This window comes from Micromonospora vinacea (assembly GCF_015751785.1).
Lineage (GTDB): Bacteria > Actinomycetota > Actinomycetes > Mycobacteriales > Micromonosporaceae > Micromonospora > Micromonospora vinacea.
The window spans coordinates 579761-598246 of sequence record NZ_JADOTY010000001.1 but is presented as its reverse complement, the minus strand read 5'-3'; the positions used below and the strand labels follow the sequence as shown (position 1 = coordinate 598246).

Annotated in this window: 16 protein-coding genes; 9 read left to right on the top strand and 7 right to left on the bottom strand. The window is 71.9% G+C overall.

The genetic code is table 11. From position 1 onward, the window contains the following. The first annotated feature begins 129 nt into the window (after positions 1 to 129). Positions 130 to 1533: a cobyrinic acid a,c-diamide synthase CobB gene (locus IW249_RS02885; RefSeq protein WP_196919372.1), complete on the top strand. Its 1404-nt coding sequence runs from the start codon at positions 130 to 132 to the stop codon at positions 1531 to 1533. After that, the gene (locus IW249_RS02880; protein WP_091405515.1) at positions 1530 to 2099 is read left to right on the top strand and encodes a GNAT family N-acetyltransferase; all 570 of its coding nucleotides are present in this window, start codon (positions 1530 to 1532) and stop codon (positions 2097 to 2099) included. The genes IW249_RS02885 and IW249_RS02880 overlap by 4 nt, the downstream gene beginning before the upstream one ends. Positions 2100 to 2124: 25 nt before the next feature. Here the strand turns inward: IW249_RS02880 and IW249_RS02875 are convergent, their stop codons facing one another. Beyond that, positions 2125 to 4254: a transglycosylase domain-containing protein gene (locus IW249_RS02875; protein ID WP_196919371.1), complete on the bottom strand. Its 2130-nt coding sequence runs from the start codon at positions 4252 to 4254 to the stop codon at positions 2125 to 2127. Between the two features lie 121 nt (positions 4255 to 4375). Between IW249_RS02875 and cobC the strand changes: the two genes are divergently transcribed. From cobC to cobA, 3 genes are read left to right on the top strand one after another with little or no spacing between them, the layout of a single operon-like run. Further along, positions 4376 to 5461 carry an Rv2231c family histidinol phosphate aminotransferase CobC gene (gene cobC, locus IW249_RS02870; protein WP_196919370.1) on the top strand — a complete coding sequence of 362 codons (1086 nt, stop codon included), beginning with the start codon at positions 4376 to 4378 and terminating at the stop codon, positions 5459 to 5461. Then, a complete protein-coding gene (gene cobT, locus IW249_RS02865; RefSeq protein ID WP_196919369.1) occupies positions 5461 to 6564 on the top strand; it encodes a nicotinate-nucleotide--dimethylbenzimidazole phosphoribosyltransferase in 1104 nt (367 codons plus the stop codon). Before cobC ends, cobT begins: the two co-directional genes overlap by 1 nt. Before the next feature lie 40 nt (positions 6565 to 6604). After that, on the top strand, positions 6605 to 7846 hold the full coding sequence (gene cobA / locus IW249_RS02860) for a uroporphyrinogen-III C-methyltransferase (RefSeq protein WP_196919368.1): 1242 nt from the start codon (positions 6605 to 6607) through the stop codon (positions 7844 to 7846). Between the two features lie 53 nt (positions 7847 to 7899). Here the strand turns inward: cobA and otsB are convergent, their stop codons facing one another. The 4 genes from otsB to IW249_RS02840 all read right to left on the bottom strand — a co-directional run bounded on the left by otsB (position 7900) and on the right by IW249_RS02840 (position 12712). After that, complete coding sequence (gene otsB, locus IW249_RS02855; protein WP_196924601.1) at positions 7900 to 10464, bottom strand: trehalose-phosphatase; 2565 nt, start codon at positions 10462 to 10464, stop codon at positions 7900 to 7902. Between the two features lie 41 nt (positions 10465 to 10505). After that, positions 10506 to 11906, bottom strand: coding sequence for an alpha,alpha-trehalose-phosphate synthase (UDP-forming) (locus IW249_RS02850; protein WP_030333449.1), 1401 nt, complete (start codon positions 11904 to 11906; stop codon positions 10506 to 10508). 142 nt (positions 11907 to 12048) lie between these two features. Beyond that, a complete protein-coding gene (locus IW249_RS02845) occupies positions 12049 to 12435 on the bottom strand; it encodes a PIN domain-containing protein (protein ID WP_196919367.1) in 387 nt (128 codons plus the stop codon). Next, positions 12428 to 12712 (bottom strand): hypothetical protein, encoded by a 285-nt coding sequence (locus tag IW249_RS02840; protein ID WP_196919366.1) that lies wholly within the window; start codon positions 12710 to 12712, stop codon positions 12428 to 12430. Before IW249_RS02840 ends, IW249_RS02845 begins: the two co-directional genes overlap by 8 nt. A 210-nt stretch (positions 12713 to 12922) precedes the next feature. Here IW249_RS02840 and ettA point away from each other — a divergent pair, with 210 nt between their 5' ends. The 4 genes from ettA (at position 12923) to IW249_RS02820 (ending at position 16514) form a co-directional block, all read left to right on the top strand. Then, positions 12923 to 14599, top strand: coding sequence for an energy-dependent translational throttle protein EttA (gene ettA / locus IW249_RS02835; protein ID WP_196919365.1), 1677 nt, complete (start codon positions 12923 to 12925; stop codon positions 14597 to 14599). A 12-nt stretch (positions 14600 to 14611) separates the two neighbouring features. Beyond that, complete coding sequence (locus IW249_RS02830; protein WP_112584127.1) at positions 14612 to 15058, top strand: acyl-CoA thioesterase; 447 nt, start codon at positions 14612 to 14614, stop codon at positions 15056 to 15058. After that, on the top strand, positions 15055 to 15798 hold the full coding sequence (locus IW249_RS02825) for a DUF8185 domain-containing protein (protein ID WP_196919364.1): 744 nt from the start codon (positions 15055 to 15057) through the stop codon (positions 15796 to 15798). The genes IW249_RS02830 and IW249_RS02825 overlap by 4 nt, the downstream gene beginning before the upstream one ends. Before the next feature lie 131 nt (positions 15799 to 15929). Continuing rightward, complete coding sequence (locus IW249_RS02820; RefSeq protein ID WP_030333460.1) at positions 15930 to 16514, top strand: type III secretion system chaperone family protein; 585 nt, start codon at positions 15930 to 15932, stop codon at positions 16512 to 16514. Between the two features lie 22 nt (positions 16515 to 16536). Here IW249_RS02820 and IW249_RS02815 read toward each other — a convergent pair whose 3' ends face one another. Next, positions 16537 to 16965 (bottom strand): globin, encoded by a 429-nt coding sequence (locus IW249_RS02815; RefSeq protein ID WP_307788498.1) that lies wholly within the window; start codon positions 16963 to 16965, stop codon positions 16537 to 16539. 122 nt (positions 16966 to 17087) lie between these two features. Further along, positions 17088 to 18473, bottom strand: coding sequence for an MFS transporter (locus tag IW249_RS02810; protein ID WP_196919362.1), 1386 nt, complete (start codon positions 18471 to 18473; stop codon positions 17088 to 17090). Positions 18474 to 18486 lie beyond the last annotated feature (13 nt).

Below are 18486 nucleotides of genomic sequence, written 5' to 3'. Positions count from 1 at the left end.
TCCGGCCAGGGCCGGGCCGGGCACCCGGTTGGCGGTGCTCGCGCCTCCAGCCGGGCGGGTATCGTCACGCCGACGGATCGGCCTCGGTCGTCCCGTCGCGTACCCGCCGCCGCTCGCGAGGAGTCGATGATGACCGTCGTGCCGCGCCTGGTGCTCAGCGCGCCGTCCTCCGGGCATGGTAAGAACGCGCTGGCGATCGGGCTGCTCGCCGCCCTGGCCGAGCGAGGGGTCGACGTCGCCGGGTTCAAGCTCGGCCCGGACCACGTCGACGCCGCCTACCTCGGTCTCGCCTCCGGTCGGCCCGGTCGGGTGATCGACCCCCGACTGGTCGGCCTCGACCGGCTCGCCCCGTTGGTGGCGCACGGTGCCGCCGGTGCCGCGCTGGCCGTGGTGCAGGGCAGCATGGGCCTGTACGACTCGGTCGGTGGCCGTCCCGAGCAGGAGTCCACTGCCGCCGCGGCCGCCGCGCTGCGCAGCCCGGTGGTGCTCGTCGTCGACGTGGCCGCGATGGGGCAGTCGGTGGCGGCCCTGGTGCACGGTTTCCGCTCGTACGACGAGCAGTTGTGGCTCGGCGGGGTGATCCTCAACCGGGTGGCGTCGTCGCGGCACGAGGGGATGCTGCGCGAGGCGTTGGACGACGTGGGGGTGCCGGTCTACGGCGCGCTGCGTCGCCAGGACCTGCCGGCGGTGCTGCCGTCGCGGCGGCACGGGGTGGCACCGGTCGTCGACGGCTCGGCCGACGCTGTCCGTGCGATCCGTCGGCTGGGCGAGGCCGTCGCCGCCACTGTCGACCTGGAACGGCTGCTCGGGCTGGCCCGCTCCGCCCCGCCGCTGCCGGCACCGGCCTGGTCTCCCGAGGAGGCCCTCGGCACGTTCACACCCCCGGCGAACCGGCCACTGGTGGCGGTGGCCGGTGGGCCGGGCGGCAGCTTCAGCCACCCGGAGACCACCGAACTGCTGCGGGCCGCCGGCGCCGAGGTCGTCGTGGTCGACCCGCTGCGCGACGAGGCGCTGCCGGTCGGCACCCGCGCGCTGGTCGTCGGCGGCGCGCTGCCCGAGGCGTACGCCGAGCAGTTGTCTGCCAACCGGCGGCTCTGCATCGCGGTGGCCGAGTTGGCGCGGACCGGGCGTCCGGTGATCGCCGAGGGCGCCGGCCTGCTCTGGCTGGCCCGGGAACTGGACGGGCTGCCGATGTGCGGTGTCCTGGACGCGGTCGGTGTCAGCCGGGACGGGGTGGTGGCCGGCTACCGGGAGGCGACCGCCCAGACCGACAGCGTGGTCGCCGCCACCGGCACTGTGCTGGTCGGGCACAAGGCGCACCGTGCGGTGCTCACCCCCCGCGCTGGTCAGCGCCCGGCCTGGAGCTGGGACGGCGGCGCGCCGGAGGGCTTCGTCTGGCGCAACGTGCACGCCTCGCAGCTCACAGTGCACTGGGCCAGCCATCCGGCGACCGCCGCCCGGTTGGTCGCCGCGGCTGCGGCCGACCCGACGAGCGAGGTGGTGCCCGCGCAGTCGGGTGAGGTGTCGGTGTGATCGGTCAGGTGGCGGTGCGCCGGTTTCCGGCGTTGACCGTCTCCACCCCGCGTACGGAGGTGCGTCAGCTCACGGCGGCCGACGCGGCGGCGGCCGGGGAGATCTTCGCCGACAAGCTGACCCGGCGTTGGCTGCCGCTGCCCGACGACTCCGGCCCGATCGACGGGCTGGCCTGGTGCACCGATCTGGCCCGGCAGCGACGCGACAGCGGGGAGGGCGACCACTACGCGGTGCTCCGGCGCGAGGACGACCAGGTGGTGGGCTCGCTGTGGACCCGGCGTACCGACTGGGGCGCCCGCCTCACCGAGATCTCCTACGCGATGGCGGCGCACGCGCGGGGCTTCGGCTTCGCCGCCGAGGCGGTCGACGCGGTGGCCATCGCGCTGATCCTGGAGCACGGCTTCCAGCGGGTCGAGCTGCGGGTGGCACCCGGCAACCTGGCCTCGCGCCGGGTCGCCGAGAAGGCCGGGTTCAGCTACGAGGGCCTGCTGCGCAACGCCGGCTTCGTCAGCGGCGGCCGGGTGGATCTGGAGCTCTGGTCGTTCGTCGCCGCCGACCTGCGCTGAGCCGCGCCGGCCCGTTGACTCCCGGTCAGCCGACGATGGCGTCCGATGGTGGGGTGAACTGGCGGGTCGGTGTGCCCTTCAGGCCGTCGCGCAGGGTCTCCGAAACCGCCTTGATCGGGATCTGGGACTGCCCGTCACCGACGGCGTTGAACGGATTGTCCGGGTCGGAGATGAAGCTCGCCGCGGCCAACTCCGGGGTGTAGCCAACGAACCAGGCGGACCGGGTGCTGTCGGTCGTACCGGTCTTGCCGGCCACCGGACGTCCGACGGTGCCCCGCACGCTGTCGGCGGTGGACCAGCCGCCGCAGCTGCCGCGCGCCGGGGTGTCTCCGGTCGGGCAGCGGGCCGCGTCGGTGGCCGCCCGTGCGGCGTCCGCGCTGACCACCTGCCGGCAGCGTGGCTTGGCCACCTCGCGGTGCAGGCCGCCCGGGGTGGCGTACGTGGCGGGCGTGCCGTCCCGATTCATGATCGCTTGCACGGGGATGGCCTCGCAGTAGCGGCCGTCGGCAGCGATGGCGGCGTACGCGTTCGCCATCTCCAGCGGGGTGGCGTCGGAGACGCCCAGGGTGAACGCACCCCACTTCTTCGCCTTGTCCGGGGACGCGTGATCCCGGTCGACGTCGGTGCGCCACCGCAGCCCGAGCTGCTCGGCCAACCGGACGGCCCGGTCCGCGCCGACCTTCTCCTCCAGCCACACGAAGTACGTGTTCACCGACTTGCCGAAGCCGGACCACATGGTCTGCTGACCGGACATCGCGCCGCTGGCGTTGGAGGGCGACCAGCCGTCGTAGACCTCGGAGCGGTAGCGGTGTGGGGCGTTGAACGAGGTGGAGAGGGGCATCCCCGCGTCGAGCGCGGCCAGCATCGGGAACATCTTGAACGTCGAGCCGGCCTGGTAGCCGGCCAGGTCACCGCCGCCGAGCAGCGGTGCCACAGTGTTCGGGTAGTTGGCCTTCACCTTCGGCCCGGCCTCGGGGTTGGAGCTCTGCGGGTTGTCGGCCAGGTCCAGCGAGTACGTCCGGTTCACCGCCATGGCCTTCACCCGCCCGGTGCCCGGCTCGGAGACCACGATGCCGTTGGCGAACGGACTGCCGGTGGCCTCCTTGGCGCCGACGTTCTTCTCCGCCGCTGCCTGGACCTTCGGGTCGAGGCTGAGCACGATCCGGTAGCCGCCCCGGCGCAGGTTGTCCATCCGTTCCAGCCGGTTCGCGCCGAACGCGGGCTGCGCGCTCCACCAGTTCTTCAGGTAGTCGCAGGCGAAGCCCCAGCTGTTGTACTTCTCCGCCACGGCGGCACAGTCGTGCGGTGGGGTGGTCAGCTTGAGTCGGATCGGCTCGGACTTGGCGGCGGCGGCCGAGTCGGGGGAGAGGTAGCCGAGCTGGCTCATCCGGTCCAGCACGTAGTTGCGCCGCCCGGTGGCCTCCTTCTGGTCGGAGTCGGCCGGGTCGTACTCGGAGGGGGACTTGACCAGGCCGGCGAGGGTGGCGGCCTCGACCGGGGTGAGGTCCTTCGGGGTCTTGGAGAAGAAGATCTCGCTGGCGGCGTAGATGCCGTACGCCCGGTGTCCGAAGTACGCCGAGTTCAGGTAGCGCTCCATGATCTGTTCCTTGCTCAGCTCCTTCTCCAGGTCCAGCGCCATCCGCATCTCCTTGACCTTGCGAATGCTGGTCTGCTGGGTGGCCTCCTGGACCTCCTTGGGCGTGGTCGCGCTGTCCCGCAGGGCCATCCGGACGTACTGCATGGTCAGCGTCGACGCGCCCTGGGAGCCGCCGGAGCGGGCGTTGGACACGAAGGCGCGGGCCACGCCCTTCGGGTCGACGCCGTGGTGCTGGTAGAAGCGGGAGTCCTCGGCGGCCACGATCGCCTGCTGGATGTTCGGCGACATGTCCGACAGCTTGGTGTACTGCCGGTACTCCTCGTAGAACATGGTCAGCACGGTCTTGCCGTCCGGGCCGTAGACGTACGAGGTCTCGGCGGGCAGGGCGGTCTTCAGCACCCGGGTCTTCTGTTCGACGGCGTGCGCGGTGGCCTTCGCGCCGAGCCCGGTGAGGGCGACCAGTGGGTACGCGGCGGCGGCGATCACGATTCCGGCGATCAGTCCGGCGCGGAGGAGAGGGACGAGACGACCAGCGGCAGCAAGGGGTCGGTTGCTCACCTGGTTAAGTTATGACATTTCCGATTCATACATGAGAAGAACTCTTAAACCGGCGAGTGGTGACGCGGCTTACGCCGACATCGACTGTCCCACCGGCCACCTTCCCGGCAGGATCGCGGACATGTCTGATCAGCCGAGCGCTGTCGCCCCTCCCACCGGGGTCGAGCCGGACCTCGCCCACCACGGCGACGCGGAGGCCACCGCCGGCCTGATCGACCTCGCCGTCAACGTACGGCGGGCGCGGCCCCCCTCCTGGCTGGCCGACCCGATCGCCGCCACCCTGACCGACCTGGCCCGCTATCCGGACCCGGCGCCGGCCCGGGCGGCCGTCGCCGCCCGACACCGCCGTCACCCGAACGAGGTGCTGCTCACCGCCGGCGCCGCCGAGGGCTTCGTCCTCATCGCCCAGGCGCTGCGCGGCGTTCGCCGCCCCGTGGTGGTGCACCCCCAGTTCACCGAGCCGGAGGCGGCGCTTCGGGCCGCCGGACATCCGGTCGAGCGGGTGCTGCTCGACGCCTCCGACGACTTCCGGCTCGACCCGTCCCGGGTGCCCGCCGACTCCGACCTCGTGATGATCGGCAACCCGACGAACCCGACCTCGGTGCTGCACCCCGCCCAGACGGTGGCCGCGTTGGCCCGCCCCGGCCGGGTGCTGGTGGTCGACGAGGCGTTCGCCGACACCACCATGGCCGTCGGGCACCCCGGCGAGCCGGAGTCGCTGGCCGAACGCCGCGACCTGCCCGGGCTGCTCGTGGTGCGCAGCCTCACCAAGACGTGGGGCCTGGCCGGGCTGCGGATCGGCTACCTGCTCGGTGCCGCGGAGCTGCTGTCCCAGCTGGCCGCCGTCCAACCGCTCTGGGCCGTCTCCACGCCCGCGCTGGCAGCCGCGTCGGCCTGCGCCAGCAGCGTCGCGGTCCAGGCCGAACGCGCGATCGCCGCCGACCTCGCCGCCGACCGCGACCACCTGGTCGCGCGCCTCGCCGACCTGCCCGGTGTACGCGTCGTCGGCCGTCCCGCCAGCGCGTTCGTCCTGCTGCACCTGCCGGGCGCGACAGCGATCCGGGCCGCCCTGCGCGAGCGCGGCTGGGCGGTGCGCCGAGGCGACACGTTCCCTGGCCTCGGCCCGGACTGGCTGCGGGTGGCCGTGCGCGACCGAAACACCACCGACGCGTTCATCGACGTGCTGCGCGAGACCATGGAGGCATGATGCTGGAGACCACGATCGCGGCGATCCGCCCGGCGGACGAAGCGGCCATGGCCGCCGCCCGGGAACTGCACGGCCGGCTCACCAAGCCGGCGGGCTCGCTGGGCGCGCTGGAGGAGCTTTCGGTACGCCTCGCCGGCCTGGCCGGAGCCTGCCCACCACCGCTGCCCGAGCCGGCCGCGGTGGCGATCTTCGCCGGTGACCACGGGGTGCACGCCCAGGGGGTGAGCCCCTGGCCGCAGGAGGTCACCGCGCAGATGATCGGCAACTTCCTGGCCGGTGGAGCGGTGGTCAACGCGTTCGCCCGGCAGGCCGGCGCCTCGGTCACAGTGGTCGACGTCGGCGTGGCCACCCCGCTGCCCACCGACCCGGCTGTCGCCGATGCGGCTGGGCTCGATCCGGCCGTGCTCGACCCGGCTGTGCCCCGGCTGGTTGTCGCGTCCGTCCGCCGGGGCACCCGGGACCTCGCGGTGACCGCCGCGCTGACCCGCGACGAGGCGCTGGCGGCTGTGCAGACCGGCATCCGGATCGCCGACGAGTTGATCGACGCCGGCGCCGGCATCCTGCTCACCGGGGACATGGGCATCGGCAACACCACCCCGGCGGCCGCGCTGATCGCCGCGTTCACCGGCGTCGACGCGCTCGACGCCACCGGTCGGGGCACCGGGGTCGACGACCCCACGTACGCCCACAAGGTGGCGGTGGTGCGGGCCGCGCTGGCCCGGCACATCCCCGACCCGACCGACCCGCTGGGGGTGCTGGCCGCCGTCGGTGGCCTGGAGCACGCCGCCCTGGCCGGGCTGATCCTGGGGGCCGCGGCGCGCCGCACACCGGTGCTGCTGGACGGTGTGATCGCGGTCTCGGCAGCGCTCGCCGCCGCCGCGTTCGCCCCGGACGCGGTCAGCGCCATGGTCGCCGGCCACCGCTCGGCCGAGCCCGGTGCCACTGTGGCGCTGCGCCACCTCGGCCTCGACCCGCTGATCGACCTGGGGCTGCGCCTCGGCGAGGGCACCGGCGCCCTGCTGGCGTTGCCCGTGGTCACCGGCGCGGTCCGGGTGCTGCACGAGGTGGCCACGTTCGACTCCGCCGGAGTGGCCGAGAAGTGACCACGCGCAGCGAACGAACCCTCCGCCCCGGTGGTGCGGCGTGACCTCCAATCCGTACCCCCTCGGTTTGCGGCTGCACGGGCGGCGTGTGGTCGTGGTGGGCGGCGGCGCGGTCGCCACCCGGCGCGTACCCGCGCTGCTGGACGCCGGCGCGGACGTCCTGCTGGTCTCCCCGGAGTTGACCCCGGCGTTGCGCGCCCGGGCCGACGCGGGTCGGCTGCACTGGGTGCCGCGCCGGTTCCTGCCCGAGGACCTGGACGGCGCCTGGCTGGTCCACGTCGCGATCGACGACCCGATGGCGGCGGCCTCGGTGAGCGCCGTCGCCGCCGAGCGGCGGATCTTCTGCGTCCGGGCCGACGACCGCACGGCCGCCACCGCCTGGACCCCGGCGGTGACCCGGCACGGCCCGGTCACCGTGGCGGTGCTCGGCGGCGGCGACCCCCGCCGTGCGATGACAGTCCGCGACGCGATCCGCGACCTCCTGGCGGTCCGGCTGGCACCGGAGGGGACCGCTCCGACGCGGAGCCGACCCGACGCTGCTACCGGTGGGCCGCAGCGAGGGCGGGTGGCGCTGGTCGGGGCGGGGCCGGGTGACCCGGAGCTGATCACCGTGAAGGGTTGGCGGCTGCTCACCGAGGCCGACGTGGTGGTCGCCGACCGGCTGGTGCCCGGGCTGCTCCTGGACGAGCTGCGCCCGGACGTCGAGCTGGTGGACGCCTCGAAGATCCCCTACGGCCCGTCCCGGGCCCAGGAGGAGATCAACCAGATCCTTGTCGACCGGGCCCTGGCCGGCGCCTTCGTGGTGCGGCTCAAGGGCGGTGACCCGTACGTCTTCGGCCGCGGCGGTGAGGAGCTGCTGGCCTGCGCGGCGGCCGGCGTGCCGGTGACAGTGGTGCCCGGGGTGACCAGCTCCATCGCCGCGCCGGCCGCGGCCGGCATCCCGGTCACCCATCGGGGGGTGGCGCACGAGTTCACAGTGGTCTCCGGGCACCTGGCGCCCGACGCGCCGGCCTCACTGGTGCGCTGGGACGCCCTCGCCGGTCTGCACGGCACCCTGGTGATCCTGATGGGGCTCAAGAACCTCGCCGCCATCACGGCCACCCTGATCGCCAACGGTCGGTCACCGCAGACGCCGGCCGCCGTCGTCCAGGAAGCCACCACCGGCACCCAGCAGGTCCTGCGGTCCACGCTGGGCGAGGTGGCCGCCGACCTGCTCGCCGCCGACCTGCGCCCGCCCGCCGTCGTCGTGGTGGGAGACGTGGTGGGCGCGCTCGACGCCTGAGACAGACGACGGGGCCGGAGCATGCGCTCCGGCCCCGTCGTACGAGCTGTCGACTACTGCTTGAGCATGTTGTCCAGCAGCAGGGCACAGCGGATCAGCCCGAGGTGGCTGTACGCCTGCGGGTGGTTGCCCAGCCCGCGCTCGGCGAGCGGGTCGTACTGCTCGGGGAGCAGGCCGGTCGGGCCGGCGGTCAGCACCATCTGCGCGAACAGTTCCTCGGCGTCGGTGCGGCGGCCGGTGCGCAGATACGCCTCGATCAGCCACGCCGTGCAGATGTGGAAACCGCCCTCACGGCCGGGCAGGCCGTCGTCCCAGTGGTAGCGGTAGACGACCGGGCCGCTGCGCAGGTCCGCCTCGATCCGCAGGACCGTGGACAGGAAGCGCGGGTCGTCGCCCGGGAGCAGGCCGGAGAGCCCGATCCAGAGCGACGAGGCGTCCATGTCCTCGTCCCCGTACGCGACGCTGTACGCCTCGACGTCGGAGTGCCAGCCGTGCTCCAGCACGTTGGCGCCGATCCGGTCCCGCAGGTCCTTCCACTCGGGCCGGTCCTCGCCGCCGTGCTCGCGCATCACGTGCAGCGCGCGGTCGACTGTCATCCAGCACATCACCTTGGAGAAGACGTGGTGCCGGGGTGGCAGCCGGGCCTCCCAGATGCCGTGGTCCGGCTCGTGCCAGCGGCGGCGGACCGCCTCGACCATGTTCTCCAGGACCCGCCACTCGTCGTCGCGGACCGAACCGCGAGCGTCGGCGACGGCCGCGATCAGGTCGGCGATCGGGCCGAAGACGTCCAACTGCAACTGGTGGTTGGCCAGGTTGCCGACCCGGACCGGCCGGGAGCCGGCGTACCCGGGCAGCGTGTCGATGACCGCCTCGGCGCCCAGCTCGTAACCGTCGATGGTGTAGAGCGGGTGCAGTCGCTCCGGGTGCCCGCCGGTGCGCTCGATGCAGCCGTCCACCCAGCGCAGCAGTGCCTCGGCCTCCTCGACGGAGCCCAGGTCGACAAGTGCGCGGGCGGTCAGCGCGGCGTCCCGCAGCCAGCAGTACCGGTAGTCCCAGTTGCGGACGCCGCCCAGCTCCTCGGGGAGCGAGGTGGTCGCCGCGGCCAGGATCGAGCCGGTGGCCTCGTGGCAGAGCCCGCGCAGGGTGAGGGCGCTGCGCGCGACCAGGTCACGAGCGGTGGACGGCAGCCGCAGCGACGCCACCCAGTCCTTCCACGGCTGCTCGGCGGCGGCCTGCCGCTCGTGGATCGGGACCCGGTGGTGCTCCAGGCTGTGCGTGCCGAAGCGCAGCTCCAGCACGACCTGCCCACCGGCGGCGGAGAGGTCGACGATGGCCTTGGCGGTCTCGTAACCCCCGTCGTTGCCAACCTCCCACTCCACGCCGGGGGCGTAGAGCGCGACCGGTTCGTTGGAGCCGAGCACCAGCAGGCCGTCGCCGAGCGGCTGCAACTGCACGGCGACCTGACCGAACTCCGGCCTCGGCGCGAACTCCACCCGGGCCTTGCCACTGCCGGTGAGCACCCGGACCAGGGTCGAGTCGCCGGTGATGACCGCCGGGCTGTCGTCCGGAGTGGTCTCCCGGGCCGGCTTGTCCAGCCAGTCGGTGACGGTGAGCCCGGACCAGCGGGTCTCCACTGTCATCGTGCCGGAGCGGTAGCGCTGACCCAGCGGGATGCCGCCGCGTTCCGGGGCGACGCTGAAGTGGCCGGCCGGGCTGCCACCGACCAGGTCGGCGAAGATCGCCGCCGAGTCCGGCTTGGGGTGGCAGAGCCAGCTCACCTTGGCCTCGGGGGTCAGCAGAGCGACGGTACGACCGTTGGCCAGCATGGAGTGCCGTTCGATCGGCACCGCCCGCTCGCCGAACAGCCAGTGCCGCCGGGTCTCCAGCAGCAGCGCCAGCGCGCGGGCGGCCTCCAGCGGGTCGGCGACCCGGTAGCTGGCCTGGGTGTCGCCGGGGCCGATCTTGATGCCGAGGTCGGGGCCGTGCAGGTGGCCGAACGCGTTCTCGTCGGTGATGTCGTCGCCGATGAAGAGCACCGCGCTGGAGGCGAGCTGGGTCCGGAGCTGGTCGAGTGCGGTGCCCTTGTGGGTGGCCACCACGGAGAGCTCGATGACCTCCTTGCCCTGGGTCACCGTGACGCCGTCGAAGGTGGCCGGACCGTTGCGGACCGCCTCGATGGCGGCGGCGGCGATCTGCGGGTCGACGCCGCGGGTGTGCATCGCGACGCTTGCCGGTTTGCGTTCCAGCCGGATGCCCGGGTGCTGGGCCGCGATCTCGCGCAGGGCGTTGCGGACCTGGGTCCGCACGGCGACCAGCTCGGGGGAGAGCCGCTCGACGAAGCCGATGTCGAATTCGGAGCCGTGGCTGCCGACGAGGTGCACCTCGCTGGGCAACCGGGACAGTGCGGCCAGGTCGCGCAGCGCCCGACCGGAGACCACCGCCACGGTGGTCTGTGGCAGCGCGGCGAGCGCGCGGACCGCCGCTACCGACTCGGGCAGCGGGACGGCCGTGCTCGGGTCCTCCACGATCGGCGCCAGCGTGCCGTCATAGTCGCAGGCGACCAGGAGCTGGGGGACCCGGGCGATCCGGCCGATGGCGGAACGCAACTCAGGGTCCATGACCCCGGTGGCGGTTGCCGCCCCATCGTTGACGGGCGTGTTCACTCGGCCTCCGCCTCGGGAACTCCGAGCTCCGAGAGGAAAGACTTGGCCCAGTGACCCACGTCGTGGGTACGCAGGTGACGTTGCATTGTCCGCATCCGGCGGCGTGCCTCGGTTTTCTCCACGTGCACTGCCCGGAGGAGGGCGTCCTTGACCGCGTCCGGGTCGTGCGGGTTACACAAAAATGCCTGGCGAAGCTCGGTGGCGGCGCCGGCGAACTCACTGAGTACGAGTGCGCCGCCCTGGTCGGCACGTGATGCTACGTATTCCTTCGCCACGAGGTTCATTCCGTCTCGCAGCGGGGTCACCATCATCACGTCGGCAGCAACGTACATCGCCGCCAGCTCACTGCGACTGTACGACTGATGGAGGTAATGGACCGCCGGCACGCCGACCCTGCCGAACTCGCCGTTGATCCGACCGACCTCGCGCTCCACCTTCACCCGTAGTGCCTGGTAGTGCTCCACGCGCTCGCGGCTGGGCGTGGCGACCTGAACCATGACCGCGTCGGGAACTGTCAACTTTCCGTCAGCCAGCAGCTCCCGGAAGGCCTTGAGGCGCAACTCGATGCCCTTGGTGTAATCCAGCCGGTCCACGCCCAGGATTATCGTCTTCGGATCGCCCAATTCGGCGCGAATCTGCTTGGCCCGGGCCTGGATGGCCGGATCGGCGGCCATCCGTTCCATCTCCTGGGTGTCGATCGAGATGGGGAAGGCGCCCGCCTTCACCTGCCGACCGTCGACCTGGATCATCTGGCCCTCGTAGCGCAGCCCGAGCAGGTGCCGGGCCAGCCGGACGAAGTTCTGCGCGGCCAACCGCTGCTGGAAACCGACAAGGTCGGCGCCGAGCAGACCGCGCAGGATCTCGGTGCGGAACGGCATCTGCATGAACAGCTCGATGGGCGGGAACGGGATGTGCAGGAAGAACCCGATCCGCAGGTCCGGACGGAGCTCACGCAGCATCGCCGGCACCAACTGGAGCTGGTAGTCCTGCACCCAGACCGTCGCGCCCTCGGCCGCCACGTCGGCCGCAGCCTCCGCGAAGCGGGCATTGACCAGGCGGTACGCCTCCCGCCACCGGCGCTTGTAGGCCGGCGTCTCCACCGCGTCGTGGTAGAGCGGCCAGATCGTCGCGTTGGACTGGCCCTCGTAGTAGCGCTCCAGTTCCTCGGCGCTGAGCGGGACCGGGTGCAGCCGGATCCCCTCCAGGTCGAACGGCTCGGGGGCCGCGCCGGTGCCACCGGCCCAGCCGACCCAGGTGCCCTTGTGTTCGGCGAGTACGGGGTGCAGCGCGGTGACCAGCCCGCCAGGGCTGCGTCGCCACTGCCGGCCCTCGGGTGTGCTCACCTCGTCGACCGGCAGACGGTTCGCCACTACGACAAAGGAGCTACGGACGGTCACGATCGGCCACCTCCGGGTACTGACGGGTCCACCGCGATGAGCGTACTGAGCGTAGCTGCGGCGTCTTGTGCCCCGTGCCGGAGTCTCCTACCCGCCTCGGTCCGACCGAATCCTAAGGGTGATCTTGTCGACAGCCGGTGGGTCAGAGGTCGATGATCGGCCATTCCTTCGGCAGTACCTCGCCGAGCAGCTCCCGCCGGTCCGTCATGATCGGTGTGATCGCCCGAGCCGCCTCCATCGCAGCCTGGGCCAGGTCCATGCCGCCGAGGGTTCGTGACCAGCCGCCGAGGATGGCGCACATGTCGTGCTCGACGGGCGTGACCATGACCTGCTCCAGATCGCCGACGATGTCGAGCAGTGGCCAGCCGTCGCTGGTCACCTGGCGGTACGCGGCGGCGAGGCAGAGCGCCGGGATGATCACGCCCTGCCCCTTGTCCGCGACTTTCGCGATCTGCTCCCCGACCGCTTCCATGCCTTCCGAGTAGGCGAGGAGGCAGCCCGTGTCGAGGACGAGGCCGGCATCAGTCACGAATGGTCATCCGTCCGCGAGACGCCTCGCCCAGCAGCGCGGCTGCCTTGGATCGCAGTTCCGGGGTGATCTTCGCGTGAGCCTCGTCGAGCTTCCTGCCCGCCTCTGCGAGGCCTTCGTCCGTGAGTTGGAAGCCCACCTGTCGAAGCGTCCGCCTCGTGCGCTCGCCAGCCATCCGCTGACGAACGGAGTCGGTGATGAAAGCGGAGACGTTGGATTCCTCGGCCAGCCGCTCCGCCACGTCATCCGGCACGCTGATGGCGATCTTCTTGGTCATACCGAGGACGCTAGCGGGTGATACCACGGTCGGCAACGCGGCGCGCCCGCGTACTCCTGGGGCGGGGTGATGTGGGCGAAGCGCGCCGTACCTGTCAGGATTGACGATGGCGTGCGCGCGGCCGGCTCCAGGCCGGCGGCGGCGGGCGGTCCTCGCAGCCCGCGCCGCGCCGCCGATCAGCGACAGCAACCGACGGAGGTAGCCCGCACCGTGGCCCAGTACATCTACGTCCTGGAAAAGGCGCGCAAGGCGCACGGCGACAAGGTCGTGCTCGACAACGTCACGTTGAGCTTCCTGCCGGGGGCCAAGATCGGTGTGCTCGGTCCGAACGGCGCCGGTAAGTCCAGCCTCCTCAAGATCATGGCAGGGCTGGACAAGCCGAGCAACGGCGAGGCCCGACTCATGCCCGGCTACACCGTCGGCATGCTCGCCCAGGAGCCCCCGCTCAACGAGGCCAAGACCGTGCTCGGCAACGTCGAGGAGGCGGTCGCCGAGACCAAGGCCAAGCTGGAGCGGTTCAACAAGATCGCCGAGCAGATGGCCACCGACTACTCCGACGAGCTGATGGAGGAGATGGGCAAGCTCCAGGAGGAGCTTGATCACCTCGACGCCTGGGACGTCGACTCCAAGCTCGAACTGGCCATGGACGCGCTGCGTTGCCCGCCGCCGGACGCCGACGTGACCCAGCTCTCCGGTGGTGAGCGTCGCCGGGTGGCGCTCTGCAAGCTGCTGCTGGAGGCGCCCGACCTGCTGCTGCTCGACGAGCCCACCAACCACCTGGACGCGGAGAGCGTCTCCTGGCTGGAGCAGCACCTGGCGAAGTACGCCGGCACCGTCATGGCGATCACCCACGACCGGTACTTCCTCGACAACGTGGCCGGCTGGATCCTGGAGCTGGACCGTGGCCGGGCGATCGGATACGAGGGCAACTACTCCACCTACCTGGAGAAGAAGGCCGCCCGGCTGGCCGTCGAGGGTCGCCGCGACGCCAAGATGAAGAAGCGCCTCACCGAGGAGCTGGAGTGGGTCCGCTCCAACGCCAAGGCCCGGCAGACCAAGTCCAAGGCCCGCCTGGACCGGTACGACGAGATGGCCAACGAGGCGGAGAAGACCCGCAAGCTCGACTTCGAGGAGATCCAGATCCCGCCGGGCCCGCGCCTGGGCAGCACGGTGATCGAGGCGGTCAACCTGAGCAAGGGCTTCGGCGACCGGCTGCTGATCGACAACCTGTCGTTCTCGCTGCCGCGCAACGGCATCGTCGGCATCATCGGCCCCAACGGCGTCGGCAAGACCACCCTGTTCAAGACCATCGTCGGGCTGGAGGAGCCGACCGGCGGCCAGGTCCGGGTCGGCCCCACCGTCTCGCTGTCGTACGTCGACCAGAACCGTGAGGGCCTCAACGGCGACAAGACCGTCTGGGAGGTCGTCTCCGACGGGCTGGACTACCTGATGGTGGGCAAGGTCGAGATGCCGTCGCGGGCGTACATCGCCGCGTTCGGCTTCAAGGGCCCGGACCAGCAGAAGCCGACGAAGGTGCTCTCCGGCGGTGAGCGCAACCGGCTCAACCTGGCGCTGACCCTGAAGATCGGCGGCAACGTCATCCTGCTCGACGAGCCGACGAACGACCTGGACGTGGAGACGCTGTCCAGCCTGGAGAACGCACTGCTGGACTTCCCCGGCTGCGCCGTGGTCATCTCGCACGACCGGATGTTCCTGGACCGCGTCGCCACGCACATCCTGGCCTGGGAGGGCGACGACCAGGACCCGTCCAGGTGGTTCTGGTTCGAGGGCAACTTCGAGGCGTACGAGAAGAACAAGATCGACAGGCTCGGTGCGGAGGCCGCTCGGCCGCACCGGGTGACCTACCGCAAGCTGACCCGCGACTGACCGGCCGAGACGGTGTCTGACCGCTTCGTCTACCACTGCACCCTGCGCTGGTCCGACCTGGACGCGTACGGCCACGTCAACAACTCGCGCTTCCTCACCCTGTACGAGGAGGCGCGGGTGGCGTTGATGTTCGCCGGCGGCCGGGCCTGGGGCGTCGGCTCGTTCGCCGACGGGGTGGTGATCCGCCGGCACGAGGTCGACTACCTGCGCCCGGTCGACTACGCGCTCGGCCGGGCCACCGCAGAGGCGGCACCGACAGTGCGGATCGAGCTGTGGGTGGAGGAGATCCGGGCCTCCCGGTTCACCGTCGCCTACGAGTTGTACGACGGCGAGGTGCTGGCCAGCCGTGCCCGCTCGGTGCTGGTGCCGTTCGACCTGACCCGTCAGGTGCCCCGGCGGATCACCACCGAGGAACGGGACTTCCTGCTCACGTACGCCCCGCAGGGTGGTGTGGCGTGACCCGGCCGGGCACCGCTGAGCCGGGCCGGGTGGCGGCCTCGGCGTCCACGCACGGGGTCGCCGGGGTGGCCGACGCGGGCGCCTTTCTGGCCCGGCTGGTCCGGCTGGATCCGGCATCGCCGGTCCGGCTGCGGCCGGCCGGCGCCCCCGGCCGGGTCGCCCTGTGGGCCCGGCTGCCGTGGCAGGTTCTGGTGGTCCGCACGGTCGCCGGTGGGCCGGCCGACGGTGTCGCCGAGGACGTCACGGTGGCGGCCGCTGAGCTGCTCGCCGAGTTGGAACGGGGCGGCACGGCCCTGCCGACCCGCCGGGACGCCCAGTGGCGGTGGCCGCTCCCGCCGACGCGGAGCCGTCAGGTGGAGGCGCTGCCCGTCGCCGAGGTGCGACGGATCGCGGCCGCGGCGGCGGGCACCCTGCGGACGGCGAGCGAGGAGGGGGTCGCCGGCCGGGCCGTGGGCCAGCGGGCGCTGCGTGACGCGTTGCTCGACCACGTGGCGGTGCTGATCACCCCGGACGGGGCGCCCGCCGCGCCGGTCGAGGTGCCGCAGCGGCTGGTGCAGGGGGTGGTCCGGATGGGCTTCCTCGGCGCCGCCGACGACTCGGCGGCTGGCGAGGGCGCGAACGCCGTTCAGGTGCGGGTGGCCGGTCGTTGGGTCGGCCTGGTGGGACCGCACGGAGCGGCATGGTTGCAGAAGGCCACGGATCTTGCCGTGACACCCCTCAGTACTCGTACGAACGGATGACCCCAGATCGTTCTTCTGGTCAGGGGCGGTCGTTGGGGGGGTGCTTCAACCCGGCTGTCCGGGTACCGTCCATCCTCGGATCCAACGCACCGTAGGCGACTGGATCCGCTGGGGAGTGAGGTGCGCGAGCGATGCCGTGGTGGTCATGGCGCCCCGGTCCCGCCGACGGCGGCGATCCGGAAACCCGAAGCGGGATCACAGTCGATAGCGCGGTCCGGATCGGGCCGCCCAGTCCTCGCCAGCCGGGGGACGACTGCCCGTCCAACGAGCGGCCCGTGCTGACGGAGATGCCCGCCACCGTCGAGCCGGTGAGTCTGCGCCGGGTCTGTGACGCACTCGATCTGCTCGACGTGCGTTACCTGGCCGACGGCGACGGCAACCTGCTGGCGATGTGGGAACGGCACGCCGTGCTGGTCACGCTGGAAGGCCCGGAGGACGAGATCCTGGTCATGCGGGCACGTCCGCACGCCACGGTCCCGCCGGACTGGGCCGACCGCGCGTACCGGGTGGTCAACGAGTGGAACCACACCCGTCGGTTCTGCAAGGCGTACATCGGCGACCCGACCGAGCGCGGTCAGCTGCCGATCTACGCCGAGCTTCAGGTGCCGCTGGGTGCCGGCACCCACGACGCGCTCCTGGTCGAGATGCTCGACTGCGGCGCGGCGGTCGCCACCAGCTTCGTGGACTGGCTGCACGACGAGGGCGCGCTGCTCTGACGCCACGCCGGGTCGGGCGGGGTCAGCCGCCGTTGGCCGGGTCGTCCTCGACGTTGACCATGAAGTACGCGGCCCGCTCCAGATAGTCCCAGAGTGTGCCGGCGACCTCCGGCTCCAGGTCGAGCCGGTCCACGGCGCGGCGCATGTTCCGCAGCCAGGCGTCCCGTTCGGCGGCGCCGATGCGGAACGGCGCGTGCCGCATCCGCAGCCGGGGGTGCCCGCGTTGGGCGGAGTACGTGTTCGGGCCGCCCCAGTACTGCATCAGGAACAGGGTCATCCGGTCCGCGGCCGGGCCCAGGTCCTCCTCCGGGTACATGGGCCGCAGCAGGGGATCGGTGGCGACACCGGCGTAGAACTCGTCGACCAGCTTGCGGAAGGTGGGTTCGCCACCGACCGCTTCGAAGAGGGTCATCGACGCACCGGGACGGTCGGATTCACCTGCGGAAGTCACAGTTCCATCCTGCCAGGTGCGCCCGGTGTCGACCCGACCCGCACGGCGTGCGTCGGATCACGCCGGGTTCGACACCCCCGAATGCCCGGCACCCGGCCCGCTGGTGACGTCGGCTTGACGGGTCAGGTGACCGCGTGCCGGCGGTGGCCGTCACCGGCATGAGAGTCGGACGTGTCTCCCACCGTGCCGTCGCTGGCCGGGCCGTCGGGCCTGGAGGGCGGCGGATCGGCGTTGGCCAGCGAGGCGGCAGCGATCGCATCGTCCACCGTCTGCCGGTCCGGCCAGCGCAGGCTGGCCACCGCCATCAGCACCACCCCGGCCGCGCTCCACACCCCGACCACGATGGGAATGGGGAACCGTTCGGCGAGCACCCCGGTGACCAGCACCGCGAAACCCTGGATGACCTGCACACCGGTAGCCATCACGCCGAAGGCGCGGGCCCGGAACCCGTTCGGCAGCGCCTGGACGAACAACCCGTTGGCCATCGGCATCATGCCGGCGACCGCGAACCCGCAGAGCGCGGCGAGCAGCGCGACCACCAACGGCGGGGGATCGAACAGCACCGGTACGAGCATCAACGGGGCGAGCACCGCGAGCGGCCGCATCAGCTTCAGCCGGCGAGCCGGCCCGAACAGGCGACTCACCAGCAACCCACCGAGGATGAAGCCGACCGGGTTCGCCACCATGATCGCTGCCTGTGCGGTGCCCGCGCTCACCGCGCCGCGACTCTCGTCGTTGGCCCAGGCCGCGGCCAACCCCTCGGGGACGATCGAGAAGAGCATCGCGCTGAACACCAGCACCGCGATGGCCCGCAGCACCGGTGTACGGAACACGATGCCGAACCCCTCGCGGGTCTCCCGCAGCAGGTGGCTGCGGTGGGCCGGGTTCATCACCGGCGGGCGGTGGCGCACCCCGAAACGGACCAGCAGCGCCGAGAAGCCGAACGTGGCCGCGTTGAACAGCAGCGCCACCTCCGGGTCGATCGCGGCGACGGCGGCGCCGAACACGTACCCCACGACCTGGGCGGCCTGCCCCACGCTGCTGTTCAGCGACAGCCCCAACACCAGTCGGTCCCCGGTGAGCAGCTGCGGGATCAGCGCGGACTTCGCCGCCTGGCTCGGTGGGTTGGCCAACGTGGCGGCGAAGATGAGCACCAGCACCGCCTGGTACGGCAGGCTGGGAATGGCGATGACCAGCATCAGCGCCATGCGAATGAGGTCGCACGCCACCATCACCCGGCGGTACGCGTACCGCTCCGCGAGTGCGGCGAGCACGGGACCGCCGAGCAGCCAGGGCAGGAAGCTGACCGCGAAAGCAGCAGCGGAGAGCGCGACTGACCGGGTCTGCTGGAAGACGAGCAGGGTGACGGCGGCCTTCGCGACATAGTCGCCGACCCAGGAGAGAGAGCCAGCCAGGAACACAGCCCGGAACTCGCGCTGGGCGAACACTTCGCGAAACGTGGCGGGGCCTTCCGCGGAAGGTCGCTCGTCAGGCACCGTCGCCTCCATCGGCCCCGGCTCG

Bases quoted from the DNA above. Each gene is read 5' to 3' on its own strand.
- IW249_RS02885 (WP_196919372.1), top strand. From the start codon at position 130: ATGACCGTCGTGCCGCGCCTGGTGCTCAGCGCGCCGTCCTCCGGGCAT.
- cobC (WP_196919370.1), top strand. From the start codon at position 4,376: ATGTCTGATCAGCCGAGCGCTGTCGCCCCTCCCACCGGGGTCGAGCCG.
- cobT (WP_196919369.1), top strand. From the start codon at position 5,461: ATGCTGGAGACCACGATCGCGGCGATCCGCCCGGCGGACGAAGCGGCC.
- otsB (WP_196924601.1), bottom strand. From the start codon at position 10,464: ATGGACCCTGAGTTGCGTTCCGCCATCGGCCGGATCGCCCGGGTCCCC.
- IW249_RS02840 (WP_196919366.1), bottom strand. From the start codon at position 12,712: ATGACCAAGAAGATCGCCATCAGCGTGCCGGATGACGTGGCGGAGCGG.
- IW249_RS02820 (WP_030333460.1), top strand. From the start codon at position 15,930: ATGCCGTGGTGGTCATGGCGCCCCGGTCCCGCCGACGGCGGCGATCCG.
- IW249_RS02810 (WP_196919362.1), bottom strand. From the start codon at position 18,473: ATGGAGGCGACGGTGCCTGACGAGCGACCTTCCGCGGAAGGCCCCGCC.